General features: G+C 62.9%; 26 protein-coding genes, 2 tRNA genes and 1 other RNA gene. 15 read left to right on the forward strand and 14 right to left on the reverse strand.

Annotated elements, in window-relative coordinates:
- Nucleotide 1: 1 nt before the first annotated feature.
- The 5 genes from Hrd1104_RS12635 to Hrd1104_RS12655 are packed head-to-tail and all read left to right on the forward strand — an operon-like array spanning nucleotide 2 to nucleotide 6,259.
- Entirely contained in the window at nucleotides 2–1,891 is a 1,890-nt protein-coding gene (locus Hrd1104_RS12635) for an NADH-ubiquinone oxidoreductase-F iron-sulfur binding region domain-containing protein (RefSeq protein ID WP_154553097.1), read from the forward strand.
- Nucleotides 1,892–1,895: 4 nt separating this feature from the next.
- Nucleotides 1,896–3,746 (forward strand): 2Fe-2S iron-sulfur cluster-binding protein, encoded by a 1,851-nt coding sequence (locus Hrd1104_RS12640; protein WP_154553098.1) that lies wholly within the window; start codon nucleotides 1,896–1,898, stop codon nucleotides 3,744–3,746.
- Nucleotides 3,743–4,315 carry an NADH:ubiquinone oxidoreductase gene (locus tag Hrd1104_RS12645; RefSeq protein ID WP_154553099.1) on the forward strand — a complete coding sequence of 191 codons (573 nt, stop codon included), beginning with the start codon at nucleotides 3,743–3,745 and terminating at the stop codon, nucleotides 4,313–4,315. The genes Hrd1104_RS12640 and Hrd1104_RS12645 overlap by 4 nt, the downstream gene beginning before the upstream one ends.
- Before the next feature lie 11 nt (nucleotides 4,316–4,326).
- Nucleotides 4,327–5,745 (forward strand): Ni/Fe hydrogenase subunit alpha, encoded by a 1,419-nt coding sequence (locus Hrd1104_RS12650; protein WP_154553100.1) that lies wholly within the window; start codon nucleotides 4,327–4,329, stop codon nucleotides 5,743–5,745.
- A gap of 28 nt (nucleotides 5,746–5,773) precedes the next feature.
- Entirely contained in the window at nucleotides 5,774–6,259 is a 486-nt protein-coding gene (locus Hrd1104_RS12655) for a hydrogenase maturation protease (protein ID WP_154553101.1), read from the forward strand.
- Nucleotides 6,260–6,450: 191 nt separating this feature from the next.
- Here Hrd1104_RS12655 and Hrd1104_RS12660 read toward each other — a convergent pair whose 3' ends face one another.
- From Hrd1104_RS12660 to Hrd1104_RS12700, 9 genes are all read right to left on the reverse strand, one after another.
- Nucleotides 6,451–6,987 carry an Rrf2 family transcriptional regulator gene (locus tag Hrd1104_RS12660; RefSeq protein WP_154553102.1) on the reverse strand — a complete coding sequence of 179 codons (537 nt, stop codon included), beginning with the start codon at nucleotides 6,985–6,987 and terminating at the stop codon, nucleotides 6,451–6,453.
- Between the two features lie 60 nt (nucleotides 6,988–7,047).
- Nucleotides 7,048–8,058 (reverse strand): NAD-dependent epimerase/dehydratase family protein, encoded by a 1,011-nt coding sequence (locus tag Hrd1104_RS12665; RefSeq protein WP_154553103.1) that lies wholly within the window; start codon nucleotides 8,056–8,058, stop codon nucleotides 7,048–7,050.
- A gap of 131 nt (nucleotides 8,059–8,189) precedes the next feature.
- An RNA gene (rnpB, locus tag Hrd1104_RS12670) (RNase P RNA component) lies at nucleotides 8,190–8,613 on the reverse strand.
- A 66-nt stretch (nucleotides 8,614–8,679) separates the two neighbouring features.
- Nucleotides 8,680–9,321 carry a thioredoxin family protein gene (locus Hrd1104_RS12675; RefSeq protein ID WP_154553104.1) on the reverse strand — a complete coding sequence of 214 codons (642 nt, stop codon included), beginning with the start codon at nucleotides 9,319–9,321 and terminating at the stop codon, nucleotides 8,680–8,682.
- 1,010 nt (nucleotides 9,322–10,331) lie between these two features.
- The gene (locus Hrd1104_RS12680; RefSeq protein ID WP_154553105.1) at nucleotides 10,332–10,616 is read right to left on the reverse strand and encodes a type II toxin-antitoxin system RelE/ParE family toxin; all 285 of its coding nucleotides are present in this window, start codon (nucleotides 10,614–10,616) and stop codon (nucleotides 10,332–10,334) included.
- Nucleotides 10,609–10,890 carry a ribbon-helix-helix domain-containing protein gene (locus Hrd1104_RS12685; RefSeq protein WP_154553106.1) on the reverse strand — a complete coding sequence of 94 codons (282 nt, stop codon included), beginning with the start codon at nucleotides 10,888–10,890 and terminating at the stop codon, nucleotides 10,609–10,611. The genes Hrd1104_RS12680 and Hrd1104_RS12685 overlap by 8 nt, the downstream gene beginning before the upstream one ends.
- 356 nt (nucleotides 10,891–11,246) lie before the next feature.
- Nucleotides 11,247–11,318: transfer RNA gene (locus tag Hrd1104_RS12690), tRNA-Thr, on the reverse strand.
- A 45-nt stretch (nucleotides 11,319–11,363) separates the two neighbouring features.
- A complete protein-coding gene (locus tag Hrd1104_RS12695; protein WP_154553107.1) occupies nucleotides 11,364–12,053 on the reverse strand; it encodes a hypothetical protein in 690 nt (229 codons plus the stop codon).
- A 103-nt stretch (nucleotides 12,054–12,156) separates the two neighbouring features.
- Nucleotides 12,157–12,984, reverse strand: coding sequence for an NAD+ synthase (locus Hrd1104_RS12700; protein ID WP_154553108.1), 828 nt, complete (start codon nucleotides 12,982–12,984; stop codon nucleotides 12,157–12,159).
- Nucleotides 12,985–13,221: 237 nt separating this feature from the next.
- Here Hrd1104_RS12700 and Hrd1104_RS12705 point away from each other — a divergent pair.
- Nucleotides 13,222–13,292 (forward strand) — tRNA-Gly (locus Hrd1104_RS12705).
- Nucleotides 13,293–13,861: 569 nt separating this feature from the next.
- On the opposite strand, the gene Hrd1104_RS12710 is transcribed toward Hrd1104_RS12705, so the two are convergent.
- The 3 genes from Hrd1104_RS12710 to Hrd1104_RS12720 all read right to left on the reverse strand — a co-directional run bounded on the left by Hrd1104_RS12710 (nucleotide 13,862) and on the right by Hrd1104_RS12720 (nucleotide 16,592).
- Nucleotides 13,862–14,629 carry a helical backbone metal receptor gene (locus Hrd1104_RS12710; protein ID WP_154553109.1) on the reverse strand — a complete coding sequence of 256 codons (768 nt, stop codon included), beginning with the start codon at nucleotides 14,627–14,629 and terminating at the stop codon, nucleotides 13,862–13,864.
- Nucleotides 14,630–14,729: 100 nt separating this feature from the next.
- On the reverse strand, nucleotides 14,730–15,185 hold the full coding sequence (locus Hrd1104_RS12715) for a universal stress protein (RefSeq protein ID WP_154553110.1): 456 nt from the start codon (nucleotides 15,183–15,185) through the stop codon (nucleotides 14,730–14,732).
- Nucleotides 15,186–15,269: 84 nt separating this feature from the next.
- Nucleotides 15,270–16,592, reverse strand: a complete 1,323-nt coding sequence (locus Hrd1104_RS12720) for a hypothetical protein (RefSeq protein ID WP_154553111.1) — start codon at nucleotides 16,590–16,592, stop codon at nucleotides 15,270–15,272.
- Between the two features lie 96 nt (nucleotides 16,593–16,688).
- Between Hrd1104_RS12720 and Hrd1104_RS12725 the strand changes: the two genes are divergently transcribed.
- The 9 genes from Hrd1104_RS12725 to rdgB all read left to right on the forward strand — a co-directional run bounded on the left by Hrd1104_RS12725 (nucleotide 16,689) and on the right by rdgB (nucleotide 23,419).
- Nucleotides 16,689–17,399 (forward strand): ABC transporter ATP-binding protein, encoded by a 711-nt coding sequence (locus Hrd1104_RS12725; RefSeq protein ID WP_154553112.1) that lies wholly within the window; start codon nucleotides 16,689–16,691, stop codon nucleotides 17,397–17,399.
- The gene (locus Hrd1104_RS12730; RefSeq protein WP_154553113.1) at nucleotides 17,399–18,640 is read left to right on the forward strand and encodes an ABC transporter permease; all 1,242 of its coding nucleotides are present in this window, start codon (nucleotides 17,399–17,401) and stop codon (nucleotides 18,638–18,640) included. The genes Hrd1104_RS12725 and Hrd1104_RS12730 overlap by 1 nt, the downstream gene beginning before the upstream one ends.
- Before the next feature lie 62 nt (nucleotides 18,641–18,702).
- Nucleotides 18,703–19,713, forward strand: coding sequence for an AAA family ATPase (locus Hrd1104_RS12735; RefSeq protein WP_154553114.1), 1,011 nt, complete (start codon nucleotides 18,703–18,705; stop codon nucleotides 19,711–19,713).
- A 137-nt stretch (nucleotides 19,714–19,850) separates the two neighbouring features.
- Entirely contained in the window at nucleotides 19,851–20,162 is a 312-nt protein-coding gene (locus tag Hrd1104_RS12740) for a 30S ribosomal protein S24e (protein WP_154553115.1), read from the forward strand.
- Nucleotide 20,163: 1 nt separating this feature from the next.
- Nucleotides 20,164–20,298, forward strand: coding sequence for a 30S ribosomal protein S27ae (locus Hrd1104_RS12745; protein ID WP_154553116.1), 135 nt, complete (start codon nucleotides 20,164–20,166; stop codon nucleotides 20,296–20,298).
- A 123-nt stretch (nucleotides 20,299–20,421) separates the two neighbouring features.
- On the forward strand, nucleotides 20,422–22,131 hold the full coding sequence (locus tag Hrd1104_RS12750; protein ID WP_154553117.1) for a bifunctional N(6)-L-threonylcarbamoyladenine synthase/serine/threonine protein kinase: 1,710 nt from the start codon (nucleotides 20,422–20,424) through the stop codon (nucleotides 22,129–22,131).
- A 97-nt stretch (nucleotides 22,132–22,228) separates the two neighbouring features.
- A complete protein-coding gene (locus Hrd1104_RS12755) occupies nucleotides 22,229–22,477 on the forward strand; it encodes a hypothetical protein (protein WP_154553118.1) in 249 nt (82 codons plus the stop codon).
- Between the two features lie 52 nt (nucleotides 22,478–22,529).
- Nucleotides 22,530–22,814 (forward strand): DUF5808 domain-containing protein, encoded by a 285-nt coding sequence (locus tag Hrd1104_RS12760; protein WP_154553119.1) that lies wholly within the window; start codon nucleotides 22,530–22,532, stop codon nucleotides 22,812–22,814.
- A 41-nt stretch (nucleotides 22,815–22,855) separates the two neighbouring features.
- Nucleotides 22,856–23,419: an RdgB/HAM1 family non-canonical purine NTP pyrophosphatase gene (rdgB, locus tag Hrd1104_RS12765; protein ID WP_154553120.1), complete on the forward strand. Its 564-nt coding sequence runs from the start codon at nucleotides 22,856–22,858 to the stop codon at nucleotides 23,417–23,419.
- Nucleotides 23,420–23,537: 118 nt separating this feature from the next.
- Here rdgB and Hrd1104_RS12770 read toward each other — a convergent pair whose 3' ends face one another.
- The gene (locus tag Hrd1104_RS12770) at nucleotides 23,538–24,815 is read right to left on the reverse strand and encodes an adenosylhomocysteinase (protein WP_154553121.1); all 1,278 of its coding nucleotides are present in this window, start codon (nucleotides 24,813–24,815) and stop codon (nucleotides 23,538–23,540) included.
- 72 nt (nucleotides 24,816–24,887) lie between these two features.
- Nucleotides 24,888–25,796, reverse strand: a complete 909-nt coding sequence (locus Hrd1104_RS12775; protein ID WP_154553122.1) for a hypothetical protein — start codon at nucleotides 25,794–25,796, stop codon at nucleotides 24,888–24,890.
- Between the last annotated feature and the right edge of the window lie 35 nt (nucleotides 25,797–25,831).

A 25,831-nucleotide genomic window follows, 5' to 3' on the forward strand; every position in this document is an offset into this window, starting at 1 on the left:
CATGGCTGAAGTCCTTCAGCGACCGACCGACATCGATACCGTCGACGGACAGATCCGCGTCGTCGTCTGCCAGGGGACTGGGTGTATGTCCTCGGGCTCCGACGAAGTGTACGAGGCGCTCCGTGAGCAGATCAGTGCTCTCGAAGGAGCCGAGAACGTCGCCCTCTCCTGGAGCGAGGGCGACATCGACCACGACGAACTCGGTGTCGAGCCGAAAAAGAGTGGGTGTCACGGCTTCTGTGAACTCGGCCCACTCGTCCGGATCGACCCGATGAACGTCCTCTACACGCAGGTCGATACCGACGACGTCGAGGATATCGTCGAGAAGACGATCCAGGACGGCGAGGTCATCGAGGACCTCTGTTTCGAGGACGAGACCGGCCAGCGGCAGTCCCGGACTGACGACATCCCCTTCTACGCCGAACAGCGCCGTCTCGCGCTGGGTAACTGTGGCCGCATCGATCCCGAGAGCGTCCAAGAGTACGAGGAAACTGGTGGCTACGAGGCCATGCAGACTGTCCTCTCCGAGTTGGATCCCGAAGACGTCTACGGGGAGGTCCAGGATGCGGGTCTCAGAGGCCGTGGTGGTGGCGGATTCCCGGCCGGCAACAAGTGGATGTTCGCCCATCAGGAGGACGCGAGTGAGAAGTACGTCATCGCCAACTGTGACGAGGGCGACCCTGGGGCGTTCATGGACCGCTGTCTGGTCGAGGGCGACCCCCACCGCGTCATCGAGGGCATGGTCATCGCCGGGTACGCCACGGGTGCCAACGAGGGGATCATCTATCTCCGTGCGGAGTACCCGCTCGCTGTCAACCGGATCCAGCAGGCTATCGAGGACGCCTACGAGGCGGGGTACCTCGGCAAGAATATCATGGGGACCGGCTTCGACTTCGACTTCGAGGTCGAGAAGGGGGCCGGCGCGTTCGTCTGTGGTGAGGAGACGGCCCTGATGGCCTCCATCGAGGGTGGGGCCGGCCGGCCGTCCCCGCGTCCGCCCTATCCGGCCCAGTCCGGTCTCGAGGACAAGCCGACGACGATCAACAACGTCGAGACGCTGGCGAACGTCCCGCTGATCATCAACAACGGGGCCGAGTGGTTCAAACAGTACGGTAGTGAGGACAGTCCCGGAACCAAGACCTTCGCGGTCTCCGGGGACTGTTCGGCGACGGGCCTGATGGAGATTCCGATGGGGCTGACCCTCCAGGAGATCATCGACGTCGCCGGCGGTATCGAGGGCGACAAGGAGTTCAAGGCGGTCCAGATCGGCGGTCCCTCTGGGGGATGTCTCGCCGAGAAACACCTCGACATGCCGGTCACCTTCGACTCTCTTCAGGAGGAAGGCGCGATGCTTGGCTCGGGTGGGCTGGTCGTCATGGACGACGAGACCTGTATGGTCGACGTCGCACGGTTCTTCCTCGATTTCACCCAGGACGAGTCCTGTGGGAAGTGTCCGCCCTGTCGGATCGGGACCCACAAGATGTTGCGGATCCTCGAGCGCATCACCAACGGCGAAGGTGAACCTGGCGACATCGAGCGCCTCGAGGAACTCGGCGAGACGATCGCCGAGGGCTCTCTCTGTGGGCTGGGACAGACGGCACCCAACCCGGTGTTGAGTACGCTCGAACACTTCCGCGATGAGTACGAGGCCCACATCTACGAAGACGAGTGTCCCGCTGGGGAGTGTGAGATCGGCGGTGGTGATCACGCGGGCACGTACAAGATCGCTGCCCAGGATTGTGTCGGCTGTGGACAGTGTGTCGACGTCTGTCCGGTCGACGCCATCTCCGGAGAAACCGGCGAGGCACACACGATCGACCCCGAGACCTGTATCGGCTGTGGACAGTGCGTCGAGGCGTGTCCGACCGACGCCATCGACATGAGGACGTGATAGCATGAGCAAGGCAACTCAGGGGGAGGCCGAATCCGGCGTCACCCTCGAAATCGACGGCCAGGAGGTACAGGCACGCGACGGACAGACGATTCTGGATGCAGCCAGGGAAGCCGGCATCGACATCCCCACGCTGTGTGAACACGCGAACCTTTCGAACGTCGGGGCGTGTCGGATGTGTCTCGTCGAGGTCGACGGCGAGCGCACCGAGACCGCCTGCACGACGGCTGCCCAGGACGGCATGGAGATCTCCGTCGAGACTGACGAACTCTGGGATCATCGGCGGACGATGCTCGAGATGATGTTCGCCGACCAGAACCACTACTGCATGTACTGCGAGATGGAGGGCGACTGCGAACTCGAGGACATGTTCAACCGGGCCGGTCTCGATAGCAGTCGCGTTCCGCTGGAGTACGCCGATATCGAGCCGGACGCTTCGAACGACTATATTACGATGGATCTCGACCGCTGTATCAGCTGCGGTCGCTGCGTCCGGACGTGCGACGAGATCGTCGGCAACGGGACGCTGAACTTCGGGAACCGTGGTCGAGAGACGACGATCGTCGCCGACGACGACGTTTCCCTCGGGGAGTCGTCCTGTGTCTCCTGTGGGTCCTGTGTGCAAGCGTGTCCGACCGGTGCGCTGTACAGCCCGCTGTCGGCTTATAAGGGTCGTGAGCGCAACTGCGAGGTCGAGACGACCACCTGTAGTGAGTGTTCGCTCGGCTGTGAGCTCGAAGTCTACACCAACTCCGGGCGGATCGTCAAGATCGAAGGCAACGAGGACGGCCCCGCCGGCGGCCAGCTGTGTGAGATGGGCCGATTCGAACTGCTCGCCGACGGCCGCGAGCGGCTCGCAGAGCCACAGATCGACGGCGAGACGGTCGCCCTCGAAGAGGCGATCGATCGCGTCAGCGAGACCTTAGCCGAGGCAAACGCGGTCAACGCCTTCGCCTCCGACCGCCTGCCATCCGAGACGCTTGCTGCCCTCTCGGAGGCACTTTCGGCCTACGATGCCAATCTGGAAGTGCCCGGAGCCGACCGTGCCAAGCGTGAAGCCGACGTCCTCGAAGCCCTCGAAGCGGAACTCGACATCGAGACGGACGATCTGTTCGTCGAGTCGCTGCACGACATCGAGGACAGTGACACGTTGGTCGTCTACGATACGGGCATCGTCGACAGTCATCCGGTCGCTGCCTCTTACGTCCGCCGGGCGGCAAACGACGGGACGACGGTGGTCACGATCGACGACGGCGAGGATCGTCTCGAACGGTTTGCCGATCACTCGATCGAACTTACGGCCCCGGCTGCGACGGTCACCGAGCAAGTCTCCGACGTCTTCGAGGAGGGGACCGAGGCACTCGCCGATGCGACCGTCGAGGATGCCGTCGATGTCTCGCTGCAGTTGTCCGGGGACGCGACGTTCGTCCTCGGTCCCGCGGTCGAGGACACCGAGACGATGGTCGATATCTTCGGTCTCGCGGCGACCAGCGACAACAAAGTTCTCAGCCTCGGGGCGGGAGCCAACAGCGCGGTTGCGGACGTCGAGACCGACGATCTCGACGAGCGCGCAGACGTGGCGTACCTGTGTTCGGCTGACGACCGCGGCGATGACCTCGATCGGGCGATCAAACTCGCCCGTGAGGCCGACACCGTGATCGCCCAGGCGACTCGCGCGTCGGCCCTGACGGAGCTCGCCGACATCGTGATTCCGGCCCTGGACTGGTTCGAGCGCGACGGGACAATCGTCGACGTCGACGGCGAGGACCGCGCGATCGAACGCGTCCTCGACCCCCGTGGAGAGATCGATTCGGACCGTGAGTTGCTCGCGGACCTACAGGAGGTGGCCGCATGAGCGCCCAAGCTGAACCCGACACGCAGGACGACCGGACCACCGTCGCGACGGTGTGTCTGGGCGGCTGTTCGGGCTGTCACATGGAATTCCTGAACGTCGATCACGGCCTGATCGACCTCGTCGAAGAGGTCGATATCGTTGCCAGCCACATGATCGTCGACGAGAAGGGCGTCCCCGAAGCCGACGTCGGCATCGCCGAGGGCGTCGTCACCAACGAGGAGAACGTCGAAGTCGCCGAGGAACTCCGGGAGAACTGCGATACTGTCGTGGCCTGGGGCGACTGTGCCGCGTTGCGCGGGATTATGAGCCTGCGCAACTACCAGGATCGCGATGAAATGCTAGAAGCGACCTTCGAGGAGGAGGCCGACGACGAGAGCGAGGTGCCCTTCGGTGACGACGAGGGCGTCCCGCAATTGCTCGAAGACGCCCGGCCGCTGGACGAGTACATCGACGTCGACGTCTACGTACCTGGGTGTCCGCCCGACGCCGAGGTCATGAAAGAGAGCCTCGAAGCGCTGGCTCGTGGGGAGACCCCCGAGATCGAAGGCGACAAACTGCAGTACGACTAAGGAGGATCACAATGAGCAAGAAGGAAGTCATCGATCCGGTCACGCGCGTCGAGGGGCACGGCAAGATCACCATCCACTTAGACGACGAGGGGAGTGTCGACGATGCACAGTTCCACGTCACGGAGTTCCGTGGCTTCGAGGAGTTCGTCGAGGGCCGTCCGATCTGGGAGATGCCCGAGATCACCGCCCGCATCTGTGGCATCTGTCCGGTCAGCCACCAGCTGGCGGCGGCCAAAGCTGCCGACGACGTCATGGACGCCGACGTTCCCGAAAGTGCCCACAAGCTCCGGGAGTTACTCCACATGGGGCAGGTGCTCCAGAGTCACGCCCTGAGTTTCTTCTACCTCTCGAGTCCCGATCTGGTGTTGGGCTACGATGCCGACCCCGCCGATCGGAACATCGAGGGTGTCTTAGAGGAGAACCCGCAGTTGGCCGAACGCGGGATCGACCTGCGCAGTTTCGGCCAGAACGTCATCGCTGCCTTAGGCGAGAAGAAGGTCCACCCGGACTTCGCGGTCGCGGGCGGTGTCTCGAACACGCTCGATCGCGAGGACGGCCAACAACTCCTCGAAGAGAGCGAGCCCCTGCCGACCTATCTCCGGGAGACGATCGATCTCTTGAAGGATATCTTCGCGGACATGGACCCGGATACCCTGGATTATGCCACCTATCCGACCGGGTACATGGGGCTGGTGACTGACGAAGGTGGCCTCGAACACTACGACGGGGATATTCGACTCGTCGACGAGGACGGCGACGGCCTCGAAGAGATCGACGACGGCGACTATCGGGACATCATCGCCGAGCGTTCCAAAGAGTGGAGCTATCTCAAATTCCCCTACTACAAAGAGCAGGGCTTCGAGGACGGCCAGTACCGCGTCGGCCCGCTGGCCCGCCTGAACGCCGTCGACGATATCTCGACCCCGCAAGCCCGCGAGGAGTGGGTCGAGTTCATGGACGCCGCCGACGGCGCGGTCCACGAGCGATCCACCTACTACCACTGGGCGCGTCTCATCGAGATGTTGCATTGTGTCGAGCGCATCCAGGAACTGCTCGAGGACGACGACGTCTACGAGGGCATGACGAACGTTCAGACGACGCCCACAGCCGGGACGGGCGTCGGCGTCATCGAGGCGCCCCGTGGGACCCTCATCCACGAGTTCACGATCGACGACGGCGGGATCGTCGAGGATGCCAACTTCATCGTCGCCACGACGCACAACAACGGCGCGATGAATCAAGGCGTCACCTCGGCCGCCGAGACGTTCATCGACGGCCCGGAGATCCCGGAAGGCATCCTCAACAAGATGGAGAGTGTCATCCGGTGTTACGATCCGTGTCTCTCGTGTTCGACCCACTCGATCGGCGAGATGCCCCTAGAACTGGAACTCGAACAGGACGGCGAGACGGTCGCCGAGACGAGCCGGTGAACACGGCGAAGCCAGCCAACCATTCATCATGAACGCACTGCTACTCGGCCTCGGCAACGACATCAAGCGCGACGACGTGGTCGGTCTGGAAGTGACCGAGGCGCTTGCAGAGCGCTTTGGTGACGATCTCGACGTCGAAACCTACACGTCCGGGCGTCTGATGCTCATCCAGGAGCTCAGCGGCTACGATCACGTCTTCCTCGTCGACGCGATCAAGACCGACGATGGGACACCCGGCGACTACTACGAGTTCTCCCCCAGCGAGGTCGAACCCGGCGACGAGTCGGGTGGCTTGGCGACTCACAACGTCGGCCTGGGGACCCTACAGACACTCGGCGAGGCGATGGGCCAATCCATGCCGTCGATCACGATCTTCGCCATCGAGGTCGAGAACCCCTTCGAGTACGGCGAGGGGATGACCGATGCCGTCAGCGAGGCCGTGCCGACGCTGATCGAGGAAATCGGTGACGATATCGAGACGGCTCTGGGTGCTGCCGTAGTTGCTTCTGCTTGACGCTGCCTCCCAAGGCCTCGGTTTTGTACCCCTACCGTCTCACCCGCAAGTCCGTTTCCCGAGGACTCCACGAGTGGTCGCTGTCGGGGAGCACTCCGTGTTCCTGGCGGTTGCGACAACGTACGTTTCACCGGGTTAGCGCCGGACGTGGCCCTGTCGCCGGATGTGGCGCTAGTTGCCGTCCGCTGGAATTATCGACTGGAGCCTTCGAAGGGTGCTTCCATCCGAACGACATCTATCAGTAACGCTTCACCGCTGCCGAGCACGTCAGTCACTTCGCCCAGGATCACGAGATCGAACTCGGGGGTCGGGCCGAGAACGATTGGATCTCCGACGCCGACGTCATCGAGCAGTTGCTGTAACTGCACGCGTGCCCGACACTCGGTCGGGTGATGGACGTTCGAGAGCGTAATCGACTCGATCGTGACGTCGACCCGATCGTAGTTGCCCGCGAGGATGACCTCCTCGGTCTCCTTTTCGGGATCGCGGCCGAGAATGTGAAACGCCAGGTCGGTCGGTTCGTACCCGCCTTTCGGCCCCGTGATGCTTTCGACGAGGCCCAACGAGGCCAGCCCTCGCATCTGGTTTTTGATCGACCCCTCGGACCGATCGAGGACGTCGGCGAGTTGACTACTCTTTACGGGTCCGTCCGATTCCGCATACTCGTTGACCAGGACTTTCAGCGCATCCCTGTCTGGTGCTGAGAGGTCAACCTCATGGTCGGCCATGTAATTACTGTTGCTACCGGCCCGATTCACTTATTTCCCCTGTCCGCTTGGTTGCCCGTTTCACGCGAACTGCTCACGGAGGTCGGCGCTCGACTCCCGCCAAGCGTCGATCAACGTGTCTTCGAAGGCGTCACCTTCGCCGCTCTCGATCTGGTTGTGGGCCTCGAGCCACGCCACCGTCCGCTTGACGCCAGCCTCGAAGTCGATCGTGTACTCGAAGTCCAGGTCACGCTTGGCTTTGCTGTTGTCGAAAATCGTGCTAAACTGGAAGTGGTCTCGGAGCATCTCCGTCCGCTCTGGGGCGACGTCTCCCAAGACGTCAGTCGGAATGTGTACCAGCTCGGGTTCGGGCGCATCCAGGGCCGAGGCGACCCGCTGGTGGTACTGGTTCCAGGAGATGACCTCCTCGCTGGTGACGTGATAGGTTTCGCCGTAGGCCTTGGCGTTGCCGACGGCGTTGACGAAGGCCCGGGCGACGTCGTCGCGGTGGCAGGGGCCCCACAGCGCGGTCCCATCGCCGTGGACGACGATCGGTTTTCCCTGGCGGAGCCGCTCGATGTAGTAGGTATCGATGCCGAAGGTGTGCAAGACTGGGCCGCCCTCACCGTAGGTACTCCACGGACGGATGATCGTCACGTCGAAAGCCCCTTCGCGTTCGGCCGCGCGAAAACGATCCTCGGCGGCGGCTTTTTCGGCCCCGTACTCGCTGACAGCCGGTTCGCGGGCGGCGTCTTCGGTGATCGGATTGCGCTCGGGCGGCCGGGCATAGACATCGATCGTACTCGTGAAGATCAATTGCTCGATCTCGTTCCCGAAGGCCCGAATGTCACTTTCGACATCCGCGGGCGAGAAACACAGCATGTCGATGACGACATCCACGTCGACGTCCCCAACTGCGTCTTCGAAAGCATCGTAATCGAAGCGATCGCCGTGGATCTGCTCGACGCTTTCGGGAATCTCGACGTCGGTTTCCCCACGGTTGTACAGCGTCACCTCGTGGCCCGACTCAACGAGCTGTCGCGTAATTCCAGTCGAGATGACGCCCGTGCCGCCGATGATGAGTACGTCCATACGTTGTCGGCTCCACACGGCTACCACATTACGTTTGCCCTTCGTGAATTAATTCCTCACAAATGCAGCCCGAACAGTCGAGACCGATGCCAGACTCTGGGTGTGAGCGTTGTGACTCTCGAAGTGTGAATGGCTGCGGGGAGTGAGCCCCCTTCTGTTCGAGCCGGCATTCGGCTGTGCGTCCGTGCCGTGTCCGGACTACCAGTCGCACGGACTTGCACCGGCGAGGATTCGCCGTTCCATCCGTTCTCGTCCGTCAGCGTGTCGGCGGTGCCGACACGAGTACCCTCGGTGGGTTCACTCCCCGTCGCTTTGTCGCCCGCGGAGCGGCCGCCTTACGGCGATCGATCCGACGACCTTTCTCGCTCGGGGTTCGCACACCTCATCGGTCGTGACGAGGGGTCTCGTTGCTGTTCCAGTGCCGACGGTCTCCCGCCCCGGGTTTGCACCCGGTCGCCTGCCCGGACGGTGGGGGGACTTTCCTCATGCCCGTTGGCCACATTCGGTCACGATCGGACCGGGCGTCTCGGGCACGGGGACCGGCCTCCCGCTGCCGGTCGCAGCTACTCGGCGTGGCGGATTAAGGGATTCGATCGGACGGGCGGACGCCGTAGGGCCTCCTTAGAGGGCCTGTTTGACCTGCTGGAGGAACTGCTGTGGGGGCAGGGCACCCGTGAATTCCCCGTCCGTCCCGTTGACGTTGATCTGCGGGACGCCACGAACGCCGAACTCCTGGGAGAGTTCCATGAACTCCTGTGATTCGACGGAGTTGGCCTCGACGTGTTCGTTCTCGATGGCCAGGCTGTGGGCTGTCTGGACTGCGCGTGGACAGTGCGGACAAGTCGGCGTCACGAACACCGTGATTTCGACGGGTTCGTCGATCGCTGTGAGTTCCTCTCGGACGCTCTCGTCGAGTCCTGTCTCACCGGTCGACACGGCAACGAGATCCTGGAGGAACGAACTGAACTCCTGGCCCGACGGGATCCCGAAGTAGCGGACCCCGGAGATATCCTCACGGGTAATGACCGTTACCGGTCCGCCATCGTACTGATCGGCACCGAGTTCGCCAGCCAGTGGGTCGTCCATCTCGTGGACGGCCAGATCGATTTCCTCGGCCAGCGATTCTACGTCTTCGATTAGTGATACAGCTTCGTCACAATACTGGCAGTCGTCGTCGGTGAACACGTGGACGTCAATCGGATCGGCCAAGTCTTCGAGCACTTCTTTGACGTCGGATTTGTCGTCTTCGTCGAGTATTGCCATCGGTACTACGTGGTAGTGGCTACTGCGCAATTATATTTTGCGATATACACAATACTAGGCACGACCATCTCCGATCCACGTCGATATCTCTCTGTCGCTGTTGGCCGTCCCGGAGAGACAGTGCTGTCGGTCAGACCGGCTACAGTAGGTCGTCGACGTAGGGTCTCCCGGACGGAGAGGACACACAACTCGCGAGCAAACGCCTCGGAAGGGGCTTTGGCCGGAATATGAACCAGGAGAAGACGGTTGACCTCCCGATGGTCGGCCGCTGTGTCTTCCAGGGATTCAAATCCCGCTTAGCTTTTCACTCGCTTAGGACCCCATCGCTGGCGCTCCGGGGTCAGTCGCTGGGAAAAAGCCTAGGCCGGAATTTGAATCCGGGGTCTCGTCCTTACCAAGGACGCGCTTTACCGAGGAGGCCTTCGGCCCTGAAAGCGGCTACCGTTGCTGCAAACGCCCACTTTGCGTGCTTCTTATCTCTCTATTAGCAACGCTACTTATAAAAGAATTGGGTATTCGGCCCCGTATGCCGTCTGTAGACACCGGAAAACGACAAACGTATTCGGGTGAGCGTTGCCCTACTCGACACACCATATTTGTGAGGGGTGTTGTGCGGTTCATACGTGCGGCCCCACTTCATTGAGTGGGGAGTACCCCGTTCGTTTCAGAAATACAGAGGTAAACCAGCTGGAAAGGAGAGCGTGTATATGTATCAGCGTCTGATTTTTATACACCCCTGTTCAAGCAACATCACGGCGATGGTGTTGGAATCATACTACCGTTTGGAGGCGTGGGCCGAAGACCTCCCACGACTGAAGTTCGCCATCGCAGTGGGTATTTCGAGCTTCATCGGTGTATTTGCTGCGAGTCTGTTTTTCCAAGGAGTGAACACTGTCCACGCAGTGATGATGGGAGTTACGACGGTGGTCGTCTATTATGCGTTTGACCCACGATAGACTCTCCCGCTGTACTTACCGAAGGTACTCCCCACATCGAGGGCGTTTCGTCGTTTAGTCGTCGTCAGCGGTGTACGCGCCGCCCCGACGCTTGATACGTGCGACGACGAGTCGCTCGTCGTCCTGCCGGAAGCTCACGGAGAGCCGGAACTCCCCGACGCGTATCTTCTTGTACGGGCTGTTCTGGAGCGGCTCACCGTAGTCCGGCGGGTCGCGCCACGGCGAGGAGACGATTTCATCGAGCTTGTCGAGTATCCGGTCTTGGTCGGCAGGGGACAGTCCGTCGAGGTCGTCTTCGGCCGTCGAGGAGAGTTCCCACGTCCACCCGTCGTCACTCATCGCTCGTGCCGAACCGCTCGCGTGCTTCCTCGGCGCTCGTCGTTCGTCCCTCGCGGATGTCCTCCTCGGCTTCGAGCAGGGCGACGAGTTCGTCGCGGTCGAACGTCGGGAACTCAACGGCGTCTCGAAGCGTGTACCGGATGAACTCACTTCGGCTGTTGAACCCGCGTCCCTGCCATGTGTCCTCTATCCGTTCGAGGAACGACTCGGTGACTTTGAAGTTGACCGTGGCGATGTCATCCCCACCGTCGTCATTCGTAGCTGCTTCAGACATATAGACGTAATACGCTGGTCTTACCAATAGTCGTTTCGGCGGAGGCTCACTTACCGCGTAACCGACGTGGATAGCCGCATCGAGGAGCAGTTCTATCACATTCCTGACTACGGTTCATCGTCCGTCCTGTGAGTGTGGATTAGCGAAATCCGGGGTGTCGCTTGAGGGGACGCGCACCCGGTCGATTTCGGGTCTAATCCGCCGCTGTCTGTGAATTAGTTTGTGTGTCCTGATAATTTGGCGAATCGTATTACGGCGAGGGATGCCCTGTTTGGCGAGAGAAGCGAATCTTGAACGGGTTTCGTTCAGACGAGCGTAGCCGGAAAAGTGTGCGTACAAGGCGGTACGGCGGAAAGAGCCTAGGCCGGAATTTGAATCCGGGGTCTCGTCCTTACCAAGGACGCGCTTTACCGCTAAGCTACCCAGGCACGCATACGCAAGTTACCGCGAGTTGTCTTTAGGCGTTTCGATTTTCAATGATCGGCCGAGGTCCGGACGCCGTCGCCGCCGGTCGAATCGATCGAGACGAGTCCGGACAGCCGATCGGCCGAGAACTCGGGCCGACCGCCATTGGCGAGTGCCCCGTCGGCTAGGGAATTCGCGTACTCTCGAAGCCCTGGCGACGGTTGGCCACCGACTGCGGTCGTCCCGGCGACGGTGGCCAACTCGAAGACGTCCGCTTCGAGATTCCGATCGAGTGATGGATCGTCAGTCTCGCGTCGGACCGTCTGGTCGCGACCGAACGCTCTGACTGTCGCGACTGCTTCGTCGGAGGCTTCGGTATGAGACAGCAGATAGAACCCACGGGCCACGAGGATATCGGCGATGAGAACGTCCAGGTCCCCCTCGGCTTTTTCGTCGGCGAGCCACGGTGGGTCTTGGGCGAGCGTTCGCGTCAGGCCGAGTCCTTCGTAGATCAGTTGCACGCCGACTGCTCGCTTGGCAACGGCGTCGGTCAGTGGATCGTCGGGGTGATCGATAACAGTCTGGGCCGTTCCGGCAGCTCGCCGTTCGAGGACAGCCCGAGCACAGTGGACCGTCAGCGCTCCTGCGGTCATGGCACTGCCTTCGAGGCGGGAGACAATCCGATCGTGCAATTGTTCGGGCCCGACATCTTCGATAGCGTCCGTGGCGGCCCGACGAACCACCGCGGCTTCCTGCATTACCCAAACATAGCAGTGGGAAAGTCAAAGACCTTTGGAAAGGCCCCCTCTGATCCGCCAGTCAGTCTCCCGATTTGCGGACAATATCGCCGTAAGAACCGCGTTACAGGGGTGTTGGCGTTGGCGGCATGGCCCGTTTGTGGGCACTCTGTTCGTACAGTTCTTGGACGTGTTCGACTACCGACTGCTCGACGCCGACGATCTTTGCGGTCGCGCTCGTGCTGACTCCGCCTTCGACCTGAAGCGCCAGAATCGAATCGATGGTGTCGTACTCGACGCCCAATTCTCCTTCGTCAGTCTGATCGACCCACATTCCGGCGGTGGGGGTCCGGGAGGCGATGTCTGCAGGCACGCCGAGGTGCCGGGCCAACTGGCGGACCTGCTGTTTGTAGAGGTTCGCGATCGGGTGGCAATCGACGGCCCCGTCGCCGTACTTCGTGAAATAACCCGTCAGTGATTCGGTCCGGTTGCCCGTCCCCAAGACGAGCCCGTCCTCGGTGTTTGCGACCAGATAGTTCAGCACGGCTCGCGCCCGGACGCGAACGTTACCGACTGCCATTCGATCGGCCTCGGCCTCTGGATACGCTTCGAGGAACGTCTCGACGATCGGCTCGATCTCGATGACGTCGTATTCGATCCCGAGGTCCTCGGCGACGCGCTCTGCGTCGCTCATCGTCTCCGGGTCGTTGACTTCGCTTGGCATGACAAGCCCGTGTAGGTTCTCGGCGCCCAACGCTTCGACGGCGAGGTACGCGACGGCGGCACTGTCGACGCCGCCCGACAACCCCAAGACCGCCCCGTCGACACCAGCCTCGTCGATTTGCTCGGCGATGAAATCGGTGACATGCTCGCGCTGTGCGAGCAGTTCGTCGTCGGACAGTCGCAGGTCCAGCGGCGAATCCCCCTGTGCTATCGAATCGCTTTCTGTCATGTAGCGGCAGATTGGAGTTCAACAGACAAATAGGCACCCTTCGACGCGATATTGCTGGACGCGCGTCGAGCCAGTGAGACCGTCACCGAATAATCTATTGGGTGGTTGCGTCGCTTAGTCGCCGCTGAAGCGCTACGTTCAAGTGCGAGCACGTCGCAGTCTTCAGGTGCGAACGAGCGCTGGTGTTGAGACGGACGCAGTCCGTCGATGCTCGGCGCGAGTGAACGCAGTGAACGAGCGCTGGTGGTCTAGTGGTAGGACATGAGCTTCCCAAGCTCATAGCCCGGGTTCAATTCCCGGCCAGCGCACTCCCTGCGGTCGTGCGCCGCCCGTAGCTCGCCTCACTCTGTTCGGCGAACTCCCGGCCAGCGCATTTCATCTGCGAACGACAGTGAGCAGTGAAATCGCAAAAGGGAATTGCGCCCTGGGAGTCACAGCCCGCGCAGGGCCGACGGCCCGAGCAGGAATGTCTCCCTCCGGTTCAATTCCCGGCCAGCGCACTCCCTGCGGTCGTGCGCCGCCCGTAGCTCGCAAACGCACAGCGTTTGCTCACTCCCGGCCGGCGCATCTTCTTCTGCCCTGTTGTCGTCGTTCGATGTACCAAGTATGACGCTCCAGAGTCTCGCCTCGCGGGTTTGGTGGGACGTCGCCCGTCGATCTCGAATCTGGACGTTTCGCTCACTCTCAGCCAGCTCATTGTACCGCCAGCACCTGTGGGCGCAGGATCACCGTGTCGTGATTGCACTGACCGGGACAACGCTTGCGATGGGGGTTGTGTCTTCGGCGCCGTGTTCTCGATCGCCTGGCTCCTGTTGGGCCTGTCTGGGAGCAACACACCCCAGGAAGCGCTCACCGGCGACAGAAGCGAGGACGAAGCTCAGCCGTCGACTGTGCGGGGCTTGCGGGGCAACTCGCCGGGAGCCACCCCGCCAATCACCCTCGCCAATCGCTCGATTCCCGCAAGCAGGGTCGGGCTGGGCTGATTCAGCAGTGAGTCGTCGATCGCCTGCAGCGTCGCGTCGATCTCCCAGTCGCGCGCTTCCAGCGGAGCGACCGTCGGTTCGGCGGCTCCACAGTGGTGGACGATCGCGTGATCGGGATCGACGTCTTCGACTGTCGTCCCGGTGATCTCCCGGGAGCGCTCGCCCGACTCGACGAACGGATAGCGACCGCCGGCGACGCGGACGGCCTCTGGCACCCAGTTGCCGGCGGCCATCGGTGGCTCTCCCCATTCTTCACAGTAGACGACCGGCCGATCCTCGCCGTCGGGCGTCGCCGCGTCGACTGCCGCGACGTACTCCCTGGCGCGCTGTTCGAGACGTGCCCCGCGGTCCGGCCGGCCGATCGCGTCACCAATCGTCCGAAACGAGGTCAAGACGTCATCGAGAGTGGTCGGCTCCTCGTGAGCGACATCGAACCCGCGGTCGCGCAGCTCGTCTCGCAACTCTGCCTGTAATGAGTCGTTCGTGAGGAGCAGGTCTGGATCCAGCTCGGCGATGGCTCCAACGTCCGGGTTCAGCCACCCGCCGATCTGAGATACCTCTTCGAGCCCGCAATGGGCTGTGACGCCGACCAGTTGCTCGTCGCGACCCAGCGCCCGGACGATTGCCGTGGCACTCGGGGCCAGCGAGACGATCCGCTGCATACACGCTTGTGGGCTCCGATCGCATAAAAACCGTCAGGGCAAGCTTCCGAACTGGCGGCTCGATCACACTAGCTTGCTCGATTCAGCCGGCAATCTGCATTCACTCCATCGAGAGCGTGATCGAGCCATCGAAATCCAGGATGATTTCCTGGGTCAGGTCGCCAAAGAGCGCTTTTCCGGTCGGCGAGCGTCGTTTGCCTACGAGGAACACGTGGTCGCAGTCGTGATCCGCCGCCGCATCGAGGATGGCCCTCGCCCGATCGCCTTCGGATCCGATCCGGATATCGACCTCGTGGGTCGGCTCGGCCCCGTCGAGTGAGTCCTCCACGAAGGCCGTTGTCTCCTCCTCGAACTGGTGGTCGACCGGATCCTCGAATTGGGCCCGGTCGATGTCACTCGTCAGCTCCGTCGACTCGACCGCTTCGACGTCTTCAGAGGTCAGCAGTCGCAGTACGACGAGTGGTGAGTCTTCACACTCGCTGAAGGCGGCGGCCTCTGCTAACAATTCCTGTTCCGCATCGCTCCTCTCGATGACGACGAATAACCCTTGCTCCATGTCGATTTATATATACTCCATCCTTATAAAAGCGGAGGACGACCGACGGGCAGTGACGCCGGGGCTGACTCTGTTCGGTCGGCGCTATCGGGCCGCGTCGACCTCGACTCCTTCGACGACATTGAGGAGTGCTTCCTGCGTGAGGTCGCCGGCCACGACGACCGTCTGGCCGTCGCTCGTCCACTGTGTGACCGTGCCTCCGTCCAGTTCGAGCCACGTCTCTTCTGCTTGCTCGTCCGGGACTGTAGTGACGGTCACTGTCCGCTCGTCGACTTCGAGCGTTCGGCTCTCTGTCGTGTTCGTGGCGGGGAGCGCTGATTCGGATTGGAGAATCGTGATCGAGTCACCGTCGGCCGTGTACTGGCCGGCGACCACGGACACTGGACTCTGGAGGGCGGCCCCTTCGGCCAGGTCCCATCGGTCGCCAGGGACAGCGACCGGCACGTCAGCTATCGCTCGTAGATCTGCGACCGAGTCCACAGCTCTCTCGCTGGCCCCCGCAGTTGGCGGTTGGAACGTACTGGTGGCCGGTGAGATGTCGAACGTCGTTTCCATATCGACCGTCACCGTCACGTGTGGCGTCGTCACTTCTTGTTTCACGACTGTCGCGTCGTCAGTCTGGACCCATACCGTGAGTTTCCCGTCGTGTTCTGGGGCTGTGATCGTGACGACGTGGACGTCGTGGCCGTCTACAGTCGTCGTTTCGACCCGTTTGGCAGTCAGATTCGTCTCGGCCAAGAGCGTCGAAATAGAGCGCTTCGACTCGGCAAGTCGCCGTGCCGTCTCACTCCAGTTGCCGTCTTTCGGACCGTGGCTCCAGTTCCGCTCCCCGAGCGCACTGTCGTTCCATTCGGCTGGGATCACGCTCCGGGCCCCGTTCTCGTGTAAGGCACTCCAGTTGACGGCGGTCTGCACCGACTCTCCGGAGGCGGTCTCGATACCGTCACTCCAGGTGCTCGATTCGGTGCCGTCTCCAAGAGCGACCGTCTCGAGTATCGGGAGCGTGGCGTCCGTGCCGATCCCCGAGACAGTGCCCGCCGAGAGATCACCTGACAGCACGATCGGGGCATCCATCCGGGAACTCTCTAGCCACGCCGTCGTGCCGTCGTAGCCGGTGCGGACGTATCGTGGTCCGTCTGAGACGTTCGCACGGACCAGGCCGTCCGCTGTCGCGATCGAGGTGATAGACACGTCTTCGACTGTGTCGTTGTGTTCGACAGTCACGGTCGCTTCGACGAGGATCGACTCCGCCGACTGGTACTGTTCCTCGGCGTTCGAGAGGACAGCCTCGCCGGTTGGCGTGTCGTCGGCGATGGCGAACCCGGCGACGGCCGCCATACCGAGGATTCCGACCACGAGTGCGCTGAAGGCAACGAGGCGGATTCCCCCTCTGGATCGAATGGCCATTACCCAAATCACGGGCTTGAGACACTTAAGCGGTGGTACGGCGGCACTACGCGGCTTCGATCAAAGATACATACGCTTCCCTCACCTATCGGCTGTATGGACACTACCACGGACCCCGAGTCGGTCGTCTCCCTTACCGGGGTTCGCAAGGAGTACGAACTCGGTGGGACGGTGACGGCCTTAGACGGCCTCGACCTGACGCTGGCGCCCGGCTCGTATACGGCAGTTATGGGGCCAAGCGGCTCCGGGAAGAGCACGTTGTTGAATCTCGTTGGCGCTCTCGATACGCCCACGGCTGGGACCGTTCGCGTCGACGGGGTGGACGTCGCGGAGCTGTCGGAACGTGGGCGAGCACAGCTTCGTGGTACCGAGATCGGCTTCATCTTCCAGACGTTCAACCTCATGCCCCGACTGACAGCCACGGAGAACGTGGCACTCCCACTCGTGTTCGCCGAGTGGGCGCGATCCGAGCGCACCGAGCGTGCCGAGACGCTACTCAAACAGGTCGGCCTCGGCGATCGACTCGATCACATGCCACAGGAACTCAGTGGGGGACAACGCCAGCGTGTCGCCATCGCGAGGGCGCTTGCGGCCGAGCCAGCCCTCGTCTTAGCCGACGAACCGACCGGGAACGTCGACACTGAGACTGGCGAGGAGATCATGTCGCTGTTCGCAGACGCCCACGCGTCGGGCAACACGATTCTGCTGGTGACCCACGAACGCCGGATCGCCGAACATGCCGACCGGATCGTCCACGTCCGGGACGGCGTCCGTGAGCGAACCGAGTCCCTCGGAGGTGCGGATTGATGGACTGGCGGGAGGGCATTCGGATGGCCGTCCGGGCGATCACCGGGCATCGACTCAGATCGGCACTCACCGTCGTCGGGATCGTCATCGGTATCGCGACGGTCGTCGCGTTCGCGAGCTTCGGGGCCAGTGTCCAGACCGATGTCGTCGGGGAGTTTCAGTCAACGTCGGCCAGCGAAGTCTACATCGCCTCCGGGGGCGGGTTCCTCTCTGGCTCTGGCCCACCTGGGGCAGGGACTGGGTTTACACGCCCAGTTGTCACGACACACGACCTCGAACAGATCGAGGCCATCGATGGCACCAGAGCTGTGATCCCCCGTGGCTCTGTCAGTGTGTCTGCGCTCAGGTACGCAAACGACACAGTGTCGATCGACGGTCTGACGGCGACGACTGCCAACGCCTTCGCGGAGTCGATCGTCGAGGGGCGGGCGTTCGAATCGGGTGACAACGAGATCGTCCTCAACGAGATCGCAGCCGAGCAATTCGAGCCCAACGTGACTGTCGGCAGCACGATCGAGCGCGTCGGCGAGGAACCGACGTCGTTCACCGTCGTCGGGATTACCACTGGGGCACGCGGTGGCCTGACCGCTTTCGGGCCGCCAGGGCCGGAATTTTACGTCCCAGTCGATCCCCACTACCGAACCGTCCAGGAGTCTCCGACGCTTGGCATCGATCAGCGGGCGTACTCGCAGGTGACAATCGTCGTCGACGCGGGTCGTGTCTCTGCGGTCCGGGACGCCATCGAGACCTACATGCAAACAGAATCAGACGCGATCCAACTTCTCGGCACCGACGGCGAAGTGACCGTCCAGTCGACGGAGGACGTCGTCGGTGGGATCGAGGCGGTACTGCAGGATATCACCCGGTTGATCACGGGCATCGGGGTACTGGCGCTGGTCGTCGGCGCGTTCGGGATCGCCAACATCATGCTCGTTAGCGTCACCGAACGGACCAACGAGATCGGGATTATGAAGTCGATGGGGGCGACCAACCGGGAGATCATCGGACTGTTCCTGGCCGAATCCGTGCTGCTCGGATCGGCCGGGGCCGCGATCGGGATTCCGCTCGGACTCGGTGTTGGATACGTGGGGGCCACCTACGCAGCGGTCGGATTCACGATCCCTCTCGACTGGGTTACAATCGCTATCGTCATGGGTATCTCGATCGGGATCGTTGCCGGCCTGTACCCTGCCTGGCGGGCGGCGCGTGTCGATCCGATCGAAGCACTACGATACGAGTGACGGCCCGTACTCTCCTGGGTCGATCGCGGAATACTTGTCGGGGGGGCACCTACTGAGAGCCGATGGACGGGCCGCTGTGGACCGAGCGACACGCGCCGACGATCGCGGAGTTGCCCCAGCCGGCGGTGCGCGAACAGTTGCGCGGGGCACTCGACGAGCCGATGAACCTGCTGGTCCACGGCCCGGCTGGTGCGGGCAAAACCGCGGCTGTCCGGGCCTTTGCCAGGGAGGCCCACGAAGATCACGACGCCGACCTCATCGAGATCAACGTCGCCGACTTCTTCGATCTGACCAAGAGTGAACTGTCCGACGACCCTCGGTTCGAACGATTCATCACGCCAAAACGCAGGCGGGAGTCCTCGAAGGCCGACCTGATCAATCACGTCCTCAAGGAATCGGCGAGTTACGCGCCGGTTTCGGGGTCCTACAAGACGATCTTGCTCGACAACGCCGAGCGGATGCGTGCGGACTTCCAGCAGGCCCTCCGGCGGGTCATGGAGCAGTACTACGAGGCGACGCAGTTCGTCATCGCGACCCGCCAGTCTTCGACGCTGATCCCGCCGATCCGCTCGCGATGTTTTCCCGTCACGGTCCGGGAACCGACCCACGACGAAATCGAGACCGTCCTCGGGCGGATCGCTGAGCGTGAAGGGGCGACATACGACGACGAAGGGCTCGAATACGTCGCGGGGTACGCCGACGGCGACCTCCGGCAGGCGATCCTGGGTGCACAGACGACCTACGAAAACGAGGGTGAAATCACGATGGCGGCCGCCTACGAGGCCCTCGGCGATGTCCAGACCGACGATCGCGTCGAACGCATGTTGACTGCTGCCGAGGAGGGACAGTTCCGTGACGCCCGCTCAGAACTCGACGAGCTACTGATCGACGAGGGCCACAGCGGCGTCGAGGTCCTGGCGGCGATCCTCCGGGTCGGGCGGTCGCGATACACTGGCCAGCGACTCGCCAGGCTGCACACACTCGCCGGCGACGTCGACCTGGCTCTTGGGACGGGTACCGACGATCGGATCCACTTATCGCGATTGCTGGCCGAGTTCGCGACGACAGCGTGAGCGGACTGATCGCCGACCTCGCCGCTCCGATCGGGTGACTGCACGGGGGCCGGTAGTGTGGTGGCCATTCGCCGGGCGGAAACCGGACGCTTCGAAATCCTTATACACGCTTGTGGGGGAATAATGAGTAACGAACCATGGACATCGAGATCATCGAAGAAGAGGACAATCCGATGCTGCATCGGACCGACGTCCGTTTCGAAGTCGTTCACGAGGAGGCGACGCCGTCGCGGCTCTCCGTGCGGGACTCCCTGGCGGCGATGTTGAACAAAGACGCCGAAGAAGTCGTCGTCCACGAGCTGAACACGAAGTACGGCATGCGCAAGACCGTCGGGTACGCGAAAGTCTACGACGACCCGGAGTTCGCCCGTGAGGTCGAACAAGAGCACATGCTCGAACGGAACAAGATCCTCCTCGAAGACGGCGACACCGAGGCGGAGGAGGCCTGAGATGGCGCGATACGACTTCTACAACGAAGACGGCACGACCGATCAAGAGACCTGTCCGCGGTGTGGCGACGCGTTCCTCGCCGAGCACAGCGACCGCACACACTGTGGCCGCTGTGGCTACACCGAGTGGCACTAACGGGCCGTTAGTCGCCCGTATTCGCTGTTTTTTCACTTCCCGTAGCCCCGGTAGTGCTGATCGAGTGCGTCGAGACGGATCGAAGTCGTCTTTTCCGTCGGTCACGGAGCCTCGACAGATCGAATGGTCTCGACCGACGGCGAAGACGCCCCGACGCGGATACTCGGCATCGAGGGAACGGCCTGGGCCGCGAGCGCGGCCGTCTACGACGTCACCAGTAACGACGTCACTATCCAGACTGATGCCTACGAGCCGGATAGCGGCGGCATTCACCCCCGAGAGGCCGCCGAGCATATGCAGTCGGCAATCCCGCAGGTCGTCGAGCAGGCACTCGAGCACGCCCGCAAGCAGGCCGTGGCCGCGGACAACGATCCCGAGGCCCCTATCGACGCCGTTGCGTTTTCCCGTGGGCCAGGGCTCGGCCCGTGTCTGCGGATCGTCGCGACGGCCGCCCGGGCGGTGGCCCAGCGTCTGGACGTGCCATTGGTCGGGGTCAATCACATGGTTGCCCATCTCGAAATCGGTCGCCACCAGTCTGGCTTCGAGTCGCCGGTCTGTCTGAACGCCTCGGGGGCCAACGCCCACGTCCTGGGGTATCGAAACGGCCGGTATCGCGTGCTGGGTGAGACGATGGACACCGGCGTCGGCAACGCCATCGACAAGTTCACCCGGCACCTGGGCTGGTCACACCCTGGTGGCCCGAAAGTCGAGGCCCACGCCAAGTCGGGGTCGTACGTCGATCTCCCCTACGTCGTCAAGGGGATGGACTTCTCGTTTTCGGGGATCATGAGTGCCGCCAAACAAGCCGTCGATGGTGGCGCGGCGGTCGAAGACGTCTGCTATTCCCTGCAGGAGAATATCTTCGCGATGTTGACGGAAGTCAGCGAGCGCGCTCTCTCGTTGACAGACGCCGACGAACTCGTACTCGGCGGTGGCGTCGGCCAGAACGATCGCCTCCGGGAGATGCTCGGCGCAATGTGTGAGCAACGCGGCGCGGACTTTTATGCGCCCGAGCCCCGATTTCTCCGGGACAACGCGGGTATGATCGCCGTCCTCGGTGCGAAGATGTACGCCGCGGGCGACACGTTGTCGATCGAGTCCTCGACGGTCCGGCCGGACTTTCGCCCGGATGACGTCTCTGTCAGTTGGCGGTCCGGCGAGACCGTTGGCTCCTGGGGTGGAGCGATAGCTAGCCAAACGGTCCAGGGTGCCGAAGCGACCGTCACCGTCGAGGACGGGCGCGTGCACAAGCAGCGCCACCCCCGGAGCTACCGCCACTCGACGCTCGATGGCCGGTTGCGTACCCAGCGGACTCGCGAGGAGGCGCGACTGACCAGCGAGGCCCGGCGTGTGGGCGTGCCGACGCCGGTCGTCTACGACGTCGATCCGCAGGCGGGAACGCTGGTGCTCGAGTACGTCGGGGAGCGGGACCTGCGTGCGGAACTGACTGCCAAGCGCGTGCGTGACGTTGGCCGCCATCTGGCGACGATCCACGATGCGGGGTTCGTCCACGGCGACCCGACGACGCGCAACGTCAGGGTCGCGGGCAGCGCGAGCGAACAGAGTGCCGCCGGATGGGCGAGCGGTGACAACCGGCGCCACGAGCAGGACGAACGGACCTACCTGATCGACTTCGGGCTGGGATACTACACCGATCACGCGGAAGATTACGCGATGGACCTCCACGTCTTCTCTCAGTCACTGTCGGGGACGGTCGACGACGCCGAGCAGTTGCGAGTCGCCGCCGAAGACGCGTATCGTGAGACCGGCGAGCGAGCACAGACTGTCATCGATCGTCTCCGAGAGATCGAAGGCCGCGGCCGGTATCAGTGAGTCCCCTCGCGGTGTTGCACTGACGACGGCAGCGTCTCCCCCGTGGCGACGGCGTACGGTCCCCGATGTTTTTACTCCGTCCGGACGGACAGTCACTATGGACGAGTTACTGGCAACACTCAAGGCGGCTTTCGAGGAGCAGGACTACACGGTCGAAGACGTGAGTACGAACCGACAGCAGGTCCGCGTCGCCCTCCGTGAGGCCGACGCGGCGGCGACCGAACTCCGATCGATCCCGGCCGACGTGGCCGGCGAGGACGCCGTCATGGGTGTCGACGTGACGACCGAATCCATCGAGGGTGGCGAGGAGGTCCGGACTGTCGTCACGTTCCGCCACCGCCCTTGAGCGACGCCCAGAGGGGACAAACGACTTAACGACGCCAATCGTAGCGACGCCTATGGCAGATAGACCGCAGTCCGGGGAACTGTTCGGCATTCCGTACAACTTCGAGCGACCGAGCATGAAGCGGTTGCTGTCCGCCTACTGGCAACCCGGCGAGGGGATGCTCGTCGAGAAACCCTTCGGTATCGGCTACACGCTCAACCTGGCGAACTGGCGTTCGTGGCTCGTCGTTGGCCTCGCCGGCCTGTTGTTCTACCAGCAGTCCGGCGAGGACGACGCGGAATCGACCGACGAGGACGCACACGACGCCGACGAACCCGTCGAAGTGATGGTCGAGTAGGGACCGACGCACCTTTTGTGGGTGGGCCCAATCGCCCAGCCATGCTTCGGTTCGTCACGGGTAACGAGGGGAAAGTCCGGGAGGCCCGGGACTATCTCGACGAGGAGGTCAAACAGTTCGCCTACGACTACACTGAAATCCAGAGTGCCGATCTCGGTGCGATCGCGGCCCACGGCGCTCGTGCCGCCTATCGCGAGGTCGACGCGCCGGTCGTTGTCGAGGACGCCGGCCTGTTCGTCGACGTGTTCGATGGGTTCCCGGGGCCGTACTCGGCGTACGTCGAGGACACCCTCGGTATCGAGCGCGTCTGGGATCTGGTCGAACCGGAAGACGACCACCGTGCTGCGTTCCGATCAGTGGTCGCTTACTGCGACGGCTCCGATTTAGAGGCCCCCACCGTCCGCGAGGGTGATCTCCCGGTTGCACTCTTTGCGGGCCGTATCGAGGGACGGATCGTCCCGCCGCGGGGTGGGGGTGGCTTTGGCTACGATCCGATCTTCGAGGTCGACGGGCGAACCTTCGCCGAACGGACACCCGCCGAGAAGAACGAACTGTCCCATCGTGGTCGGGCGCTCGACGCGTTCGCCACCTGGCGAGACGCCTGACGCCCAGCACTCAGCCGCTGTTGTACCGACTCTGTGGGCTCTTTCGGAGAGAGACGTACTGTGGTTTCTTTCGTTCTGGTGTCGATGCTTCCACGTCCGAAAGACGGACTCTCGCCGATCAGGTGCCGTGCTGCCAGGACTCCATGTACTCACGCTGTGCGTCGGTCAACTCGTCGAAGCGGACACCTTCGGCGTCGAGTTTGACCTCCGCGACTTCCCGGTCGAGGCGATCGGGGACGTTGTGGACGCCGGCCCCGTATTCGTCGCCGTTTTGTACCATCTCACGGGCGCTGACGGCTTGGATCGCGAAGCTCTGGTCCATGACTTCGACGGGGTGGCCCTCGGCGACTGGTGAGGCGAGATTGACGAGGCGTCCCTCGGCGAGGACGTTCAACTGCCGGCCGTCGGGCAGGACGTACCCACGAACGCCGTCCCGTGCGTCGACGACCTCCTCGGCCATGTCTTTCAGGTCTTCGAGGTTGATCTCGACGTCGAAGTGGCCGGCGTTGGACAGAATGACGCCGTCGTCCATCTGCTCGAAGTCTTCGCGGGTGATCACGTCCCGGTTGCCCGTCGTCGTCACGAAGATATCGCCTTCTTTTGCGGCCTCGGCCATCGGCATGACGCGAAAGCCCTCCATGTGTGCTTTCAGGGCCTGCCGGGGCTCGATCTCGGTGACGATCACGTCGGCGTTCATCCCGCGGGCCTTCGTGGCGACGCCTTTCCCACACTGACCGTATCCGCCGACGACGACCGTCTTGCCGGCGATCGAGAGGTTCGTCGTCAGTTCGATCGAGACGAGGCTCGACTCGCCGGTCCCGTGGACGTTGTCGAACAGCCGCTTCATCGGCGTGTCGTTGACGGCGAACATCGGGTATTCCAAGGCCCCGTCGTCGTCCATCGACCGCAAGCGGTGGACGCCCGTGGTCGTCTCCTCACACCCGCCGACGATCGAGTCGATGAGCTCCGGGTACTCCTCGTGAACGCGGAACACAAGGTCCGCGCCGTCGTCGACCGTGATCGTCGGTTCGTGTTCGAGGACGGCGTCGATCGCGCCGTAGTAGGCTTCGTCCTCGACGCCACGCTCGGCATAAGAGGTAATCGATTCCTGGGCGTCGAGGGCGACGCTGACGTCGTCGTGGGTCGAGAGCGGATTACAGCCCGTGATGGCGACCTCGGCCCCACCGGCGGCGATCGTCTCGGCCAGGACTGCGGTGGTCGCTTCGACGTGCATCGCCATCCCGACCGTCTCGCCGGCAAGGGGCTGTTCGGCCTCGAATTCCTCGCGGAGGGTCGCACAGATCGGCATGTGCTCGCGTGCCCACTCGATTTTCCGGCGGCCAGCTTCGCGCTTGGCATTTGGGTCGTCGACTCGCTCGCTGATCGGTTGACTCATGTTCGAGTTATCGATCCAAACTGGGAAAACGCTACCGAAGCGGTCGCGGAGAGTGGCCGCAAGTAGTGTGCGTCAGTTCGGGGGGCCGGCGTGTTCGGGCGGGCCACGCTGGTCGCTCTCATCGTCTTCGTCCTCGTCGTCATCGTTCTCTGGTTCGGCAGCCTCCCGTTCGTCCGCTACAGCTTCGTCTGCTTCTGCTTCGTTCTCGTCTGCTTCGTTCTCGTCTGCTTTTGCTTCTTCCCCCTCTCGTTCGTCTCCGTCATCGCCAGCCCTATCGTCGCTGCTCTCACCGTCGGGGCCGGCGTGTTCGGGCGGGCCACGACGGTCGTCATCGTCGGCGTCGTCGGCCGTCTCGTTGTCAGGGCCGGCGTGGGCTGGCGGGCCAGCGTGGTCGGGTCGGTTGTCCGCGCCGGGATTGTTCTCGGTGACAAATTCAGCCACTGCCTGGCCCACACCGGGGCCGTTCTCGCCGTCTGCTAGCAGTCCGTGGACGAACGCCTGGACGCGTTGCCCGAACGCGTCGGCCTCATCGTCGCCGGCCGCATAGAGCGTGCTCGTCGTCGACACCGTTCGGTTGTCGACGGTCGCGGTCACGCTGACGCGGACGTCACCCGAGGGCGTGCCCAGGGAAACGGTCCCGTTTGCGTCCGTTTCGTACGTGCCGCCGATACTCACGTTCGTCTCGGTGTCAACGGGCTCAGTTTCGTTCGTCTCGTCGACGGTCTCGTTGTCACCCGTGGCGGTCTCGTTTGTGGTTTCGTTCCCGTCAGTCTCCGCCCTGTCCTCGATCACGTCGCGCACCGTCACGTCGACAGTCGCGTTCGCGACTGCCGTGCCGTTGTCGGTCACGTCGATTGTCACTGTCCGATCCGTCTGTGTCACGTCGACTGCGAGGCCGTCCTCGGTGGCAGCCAATGCAGGGCCAGCCATCGAGAGCACGACTAACACAGCCGCGGTGATGGCAAAGGTCTGAGTTCGCATTACAGATTGAACTGGCCGCTCCGGGGCCATATACC

The organism is Halorhabdus sp. CBA1104, from assembly GCF_009690625.1.
Taxonomy (GTDB): domain Archaea; phylum Halobacteriota; class Halobacteria; order Halobacteriales; family Haloarculaceae; genus Halorhabdus.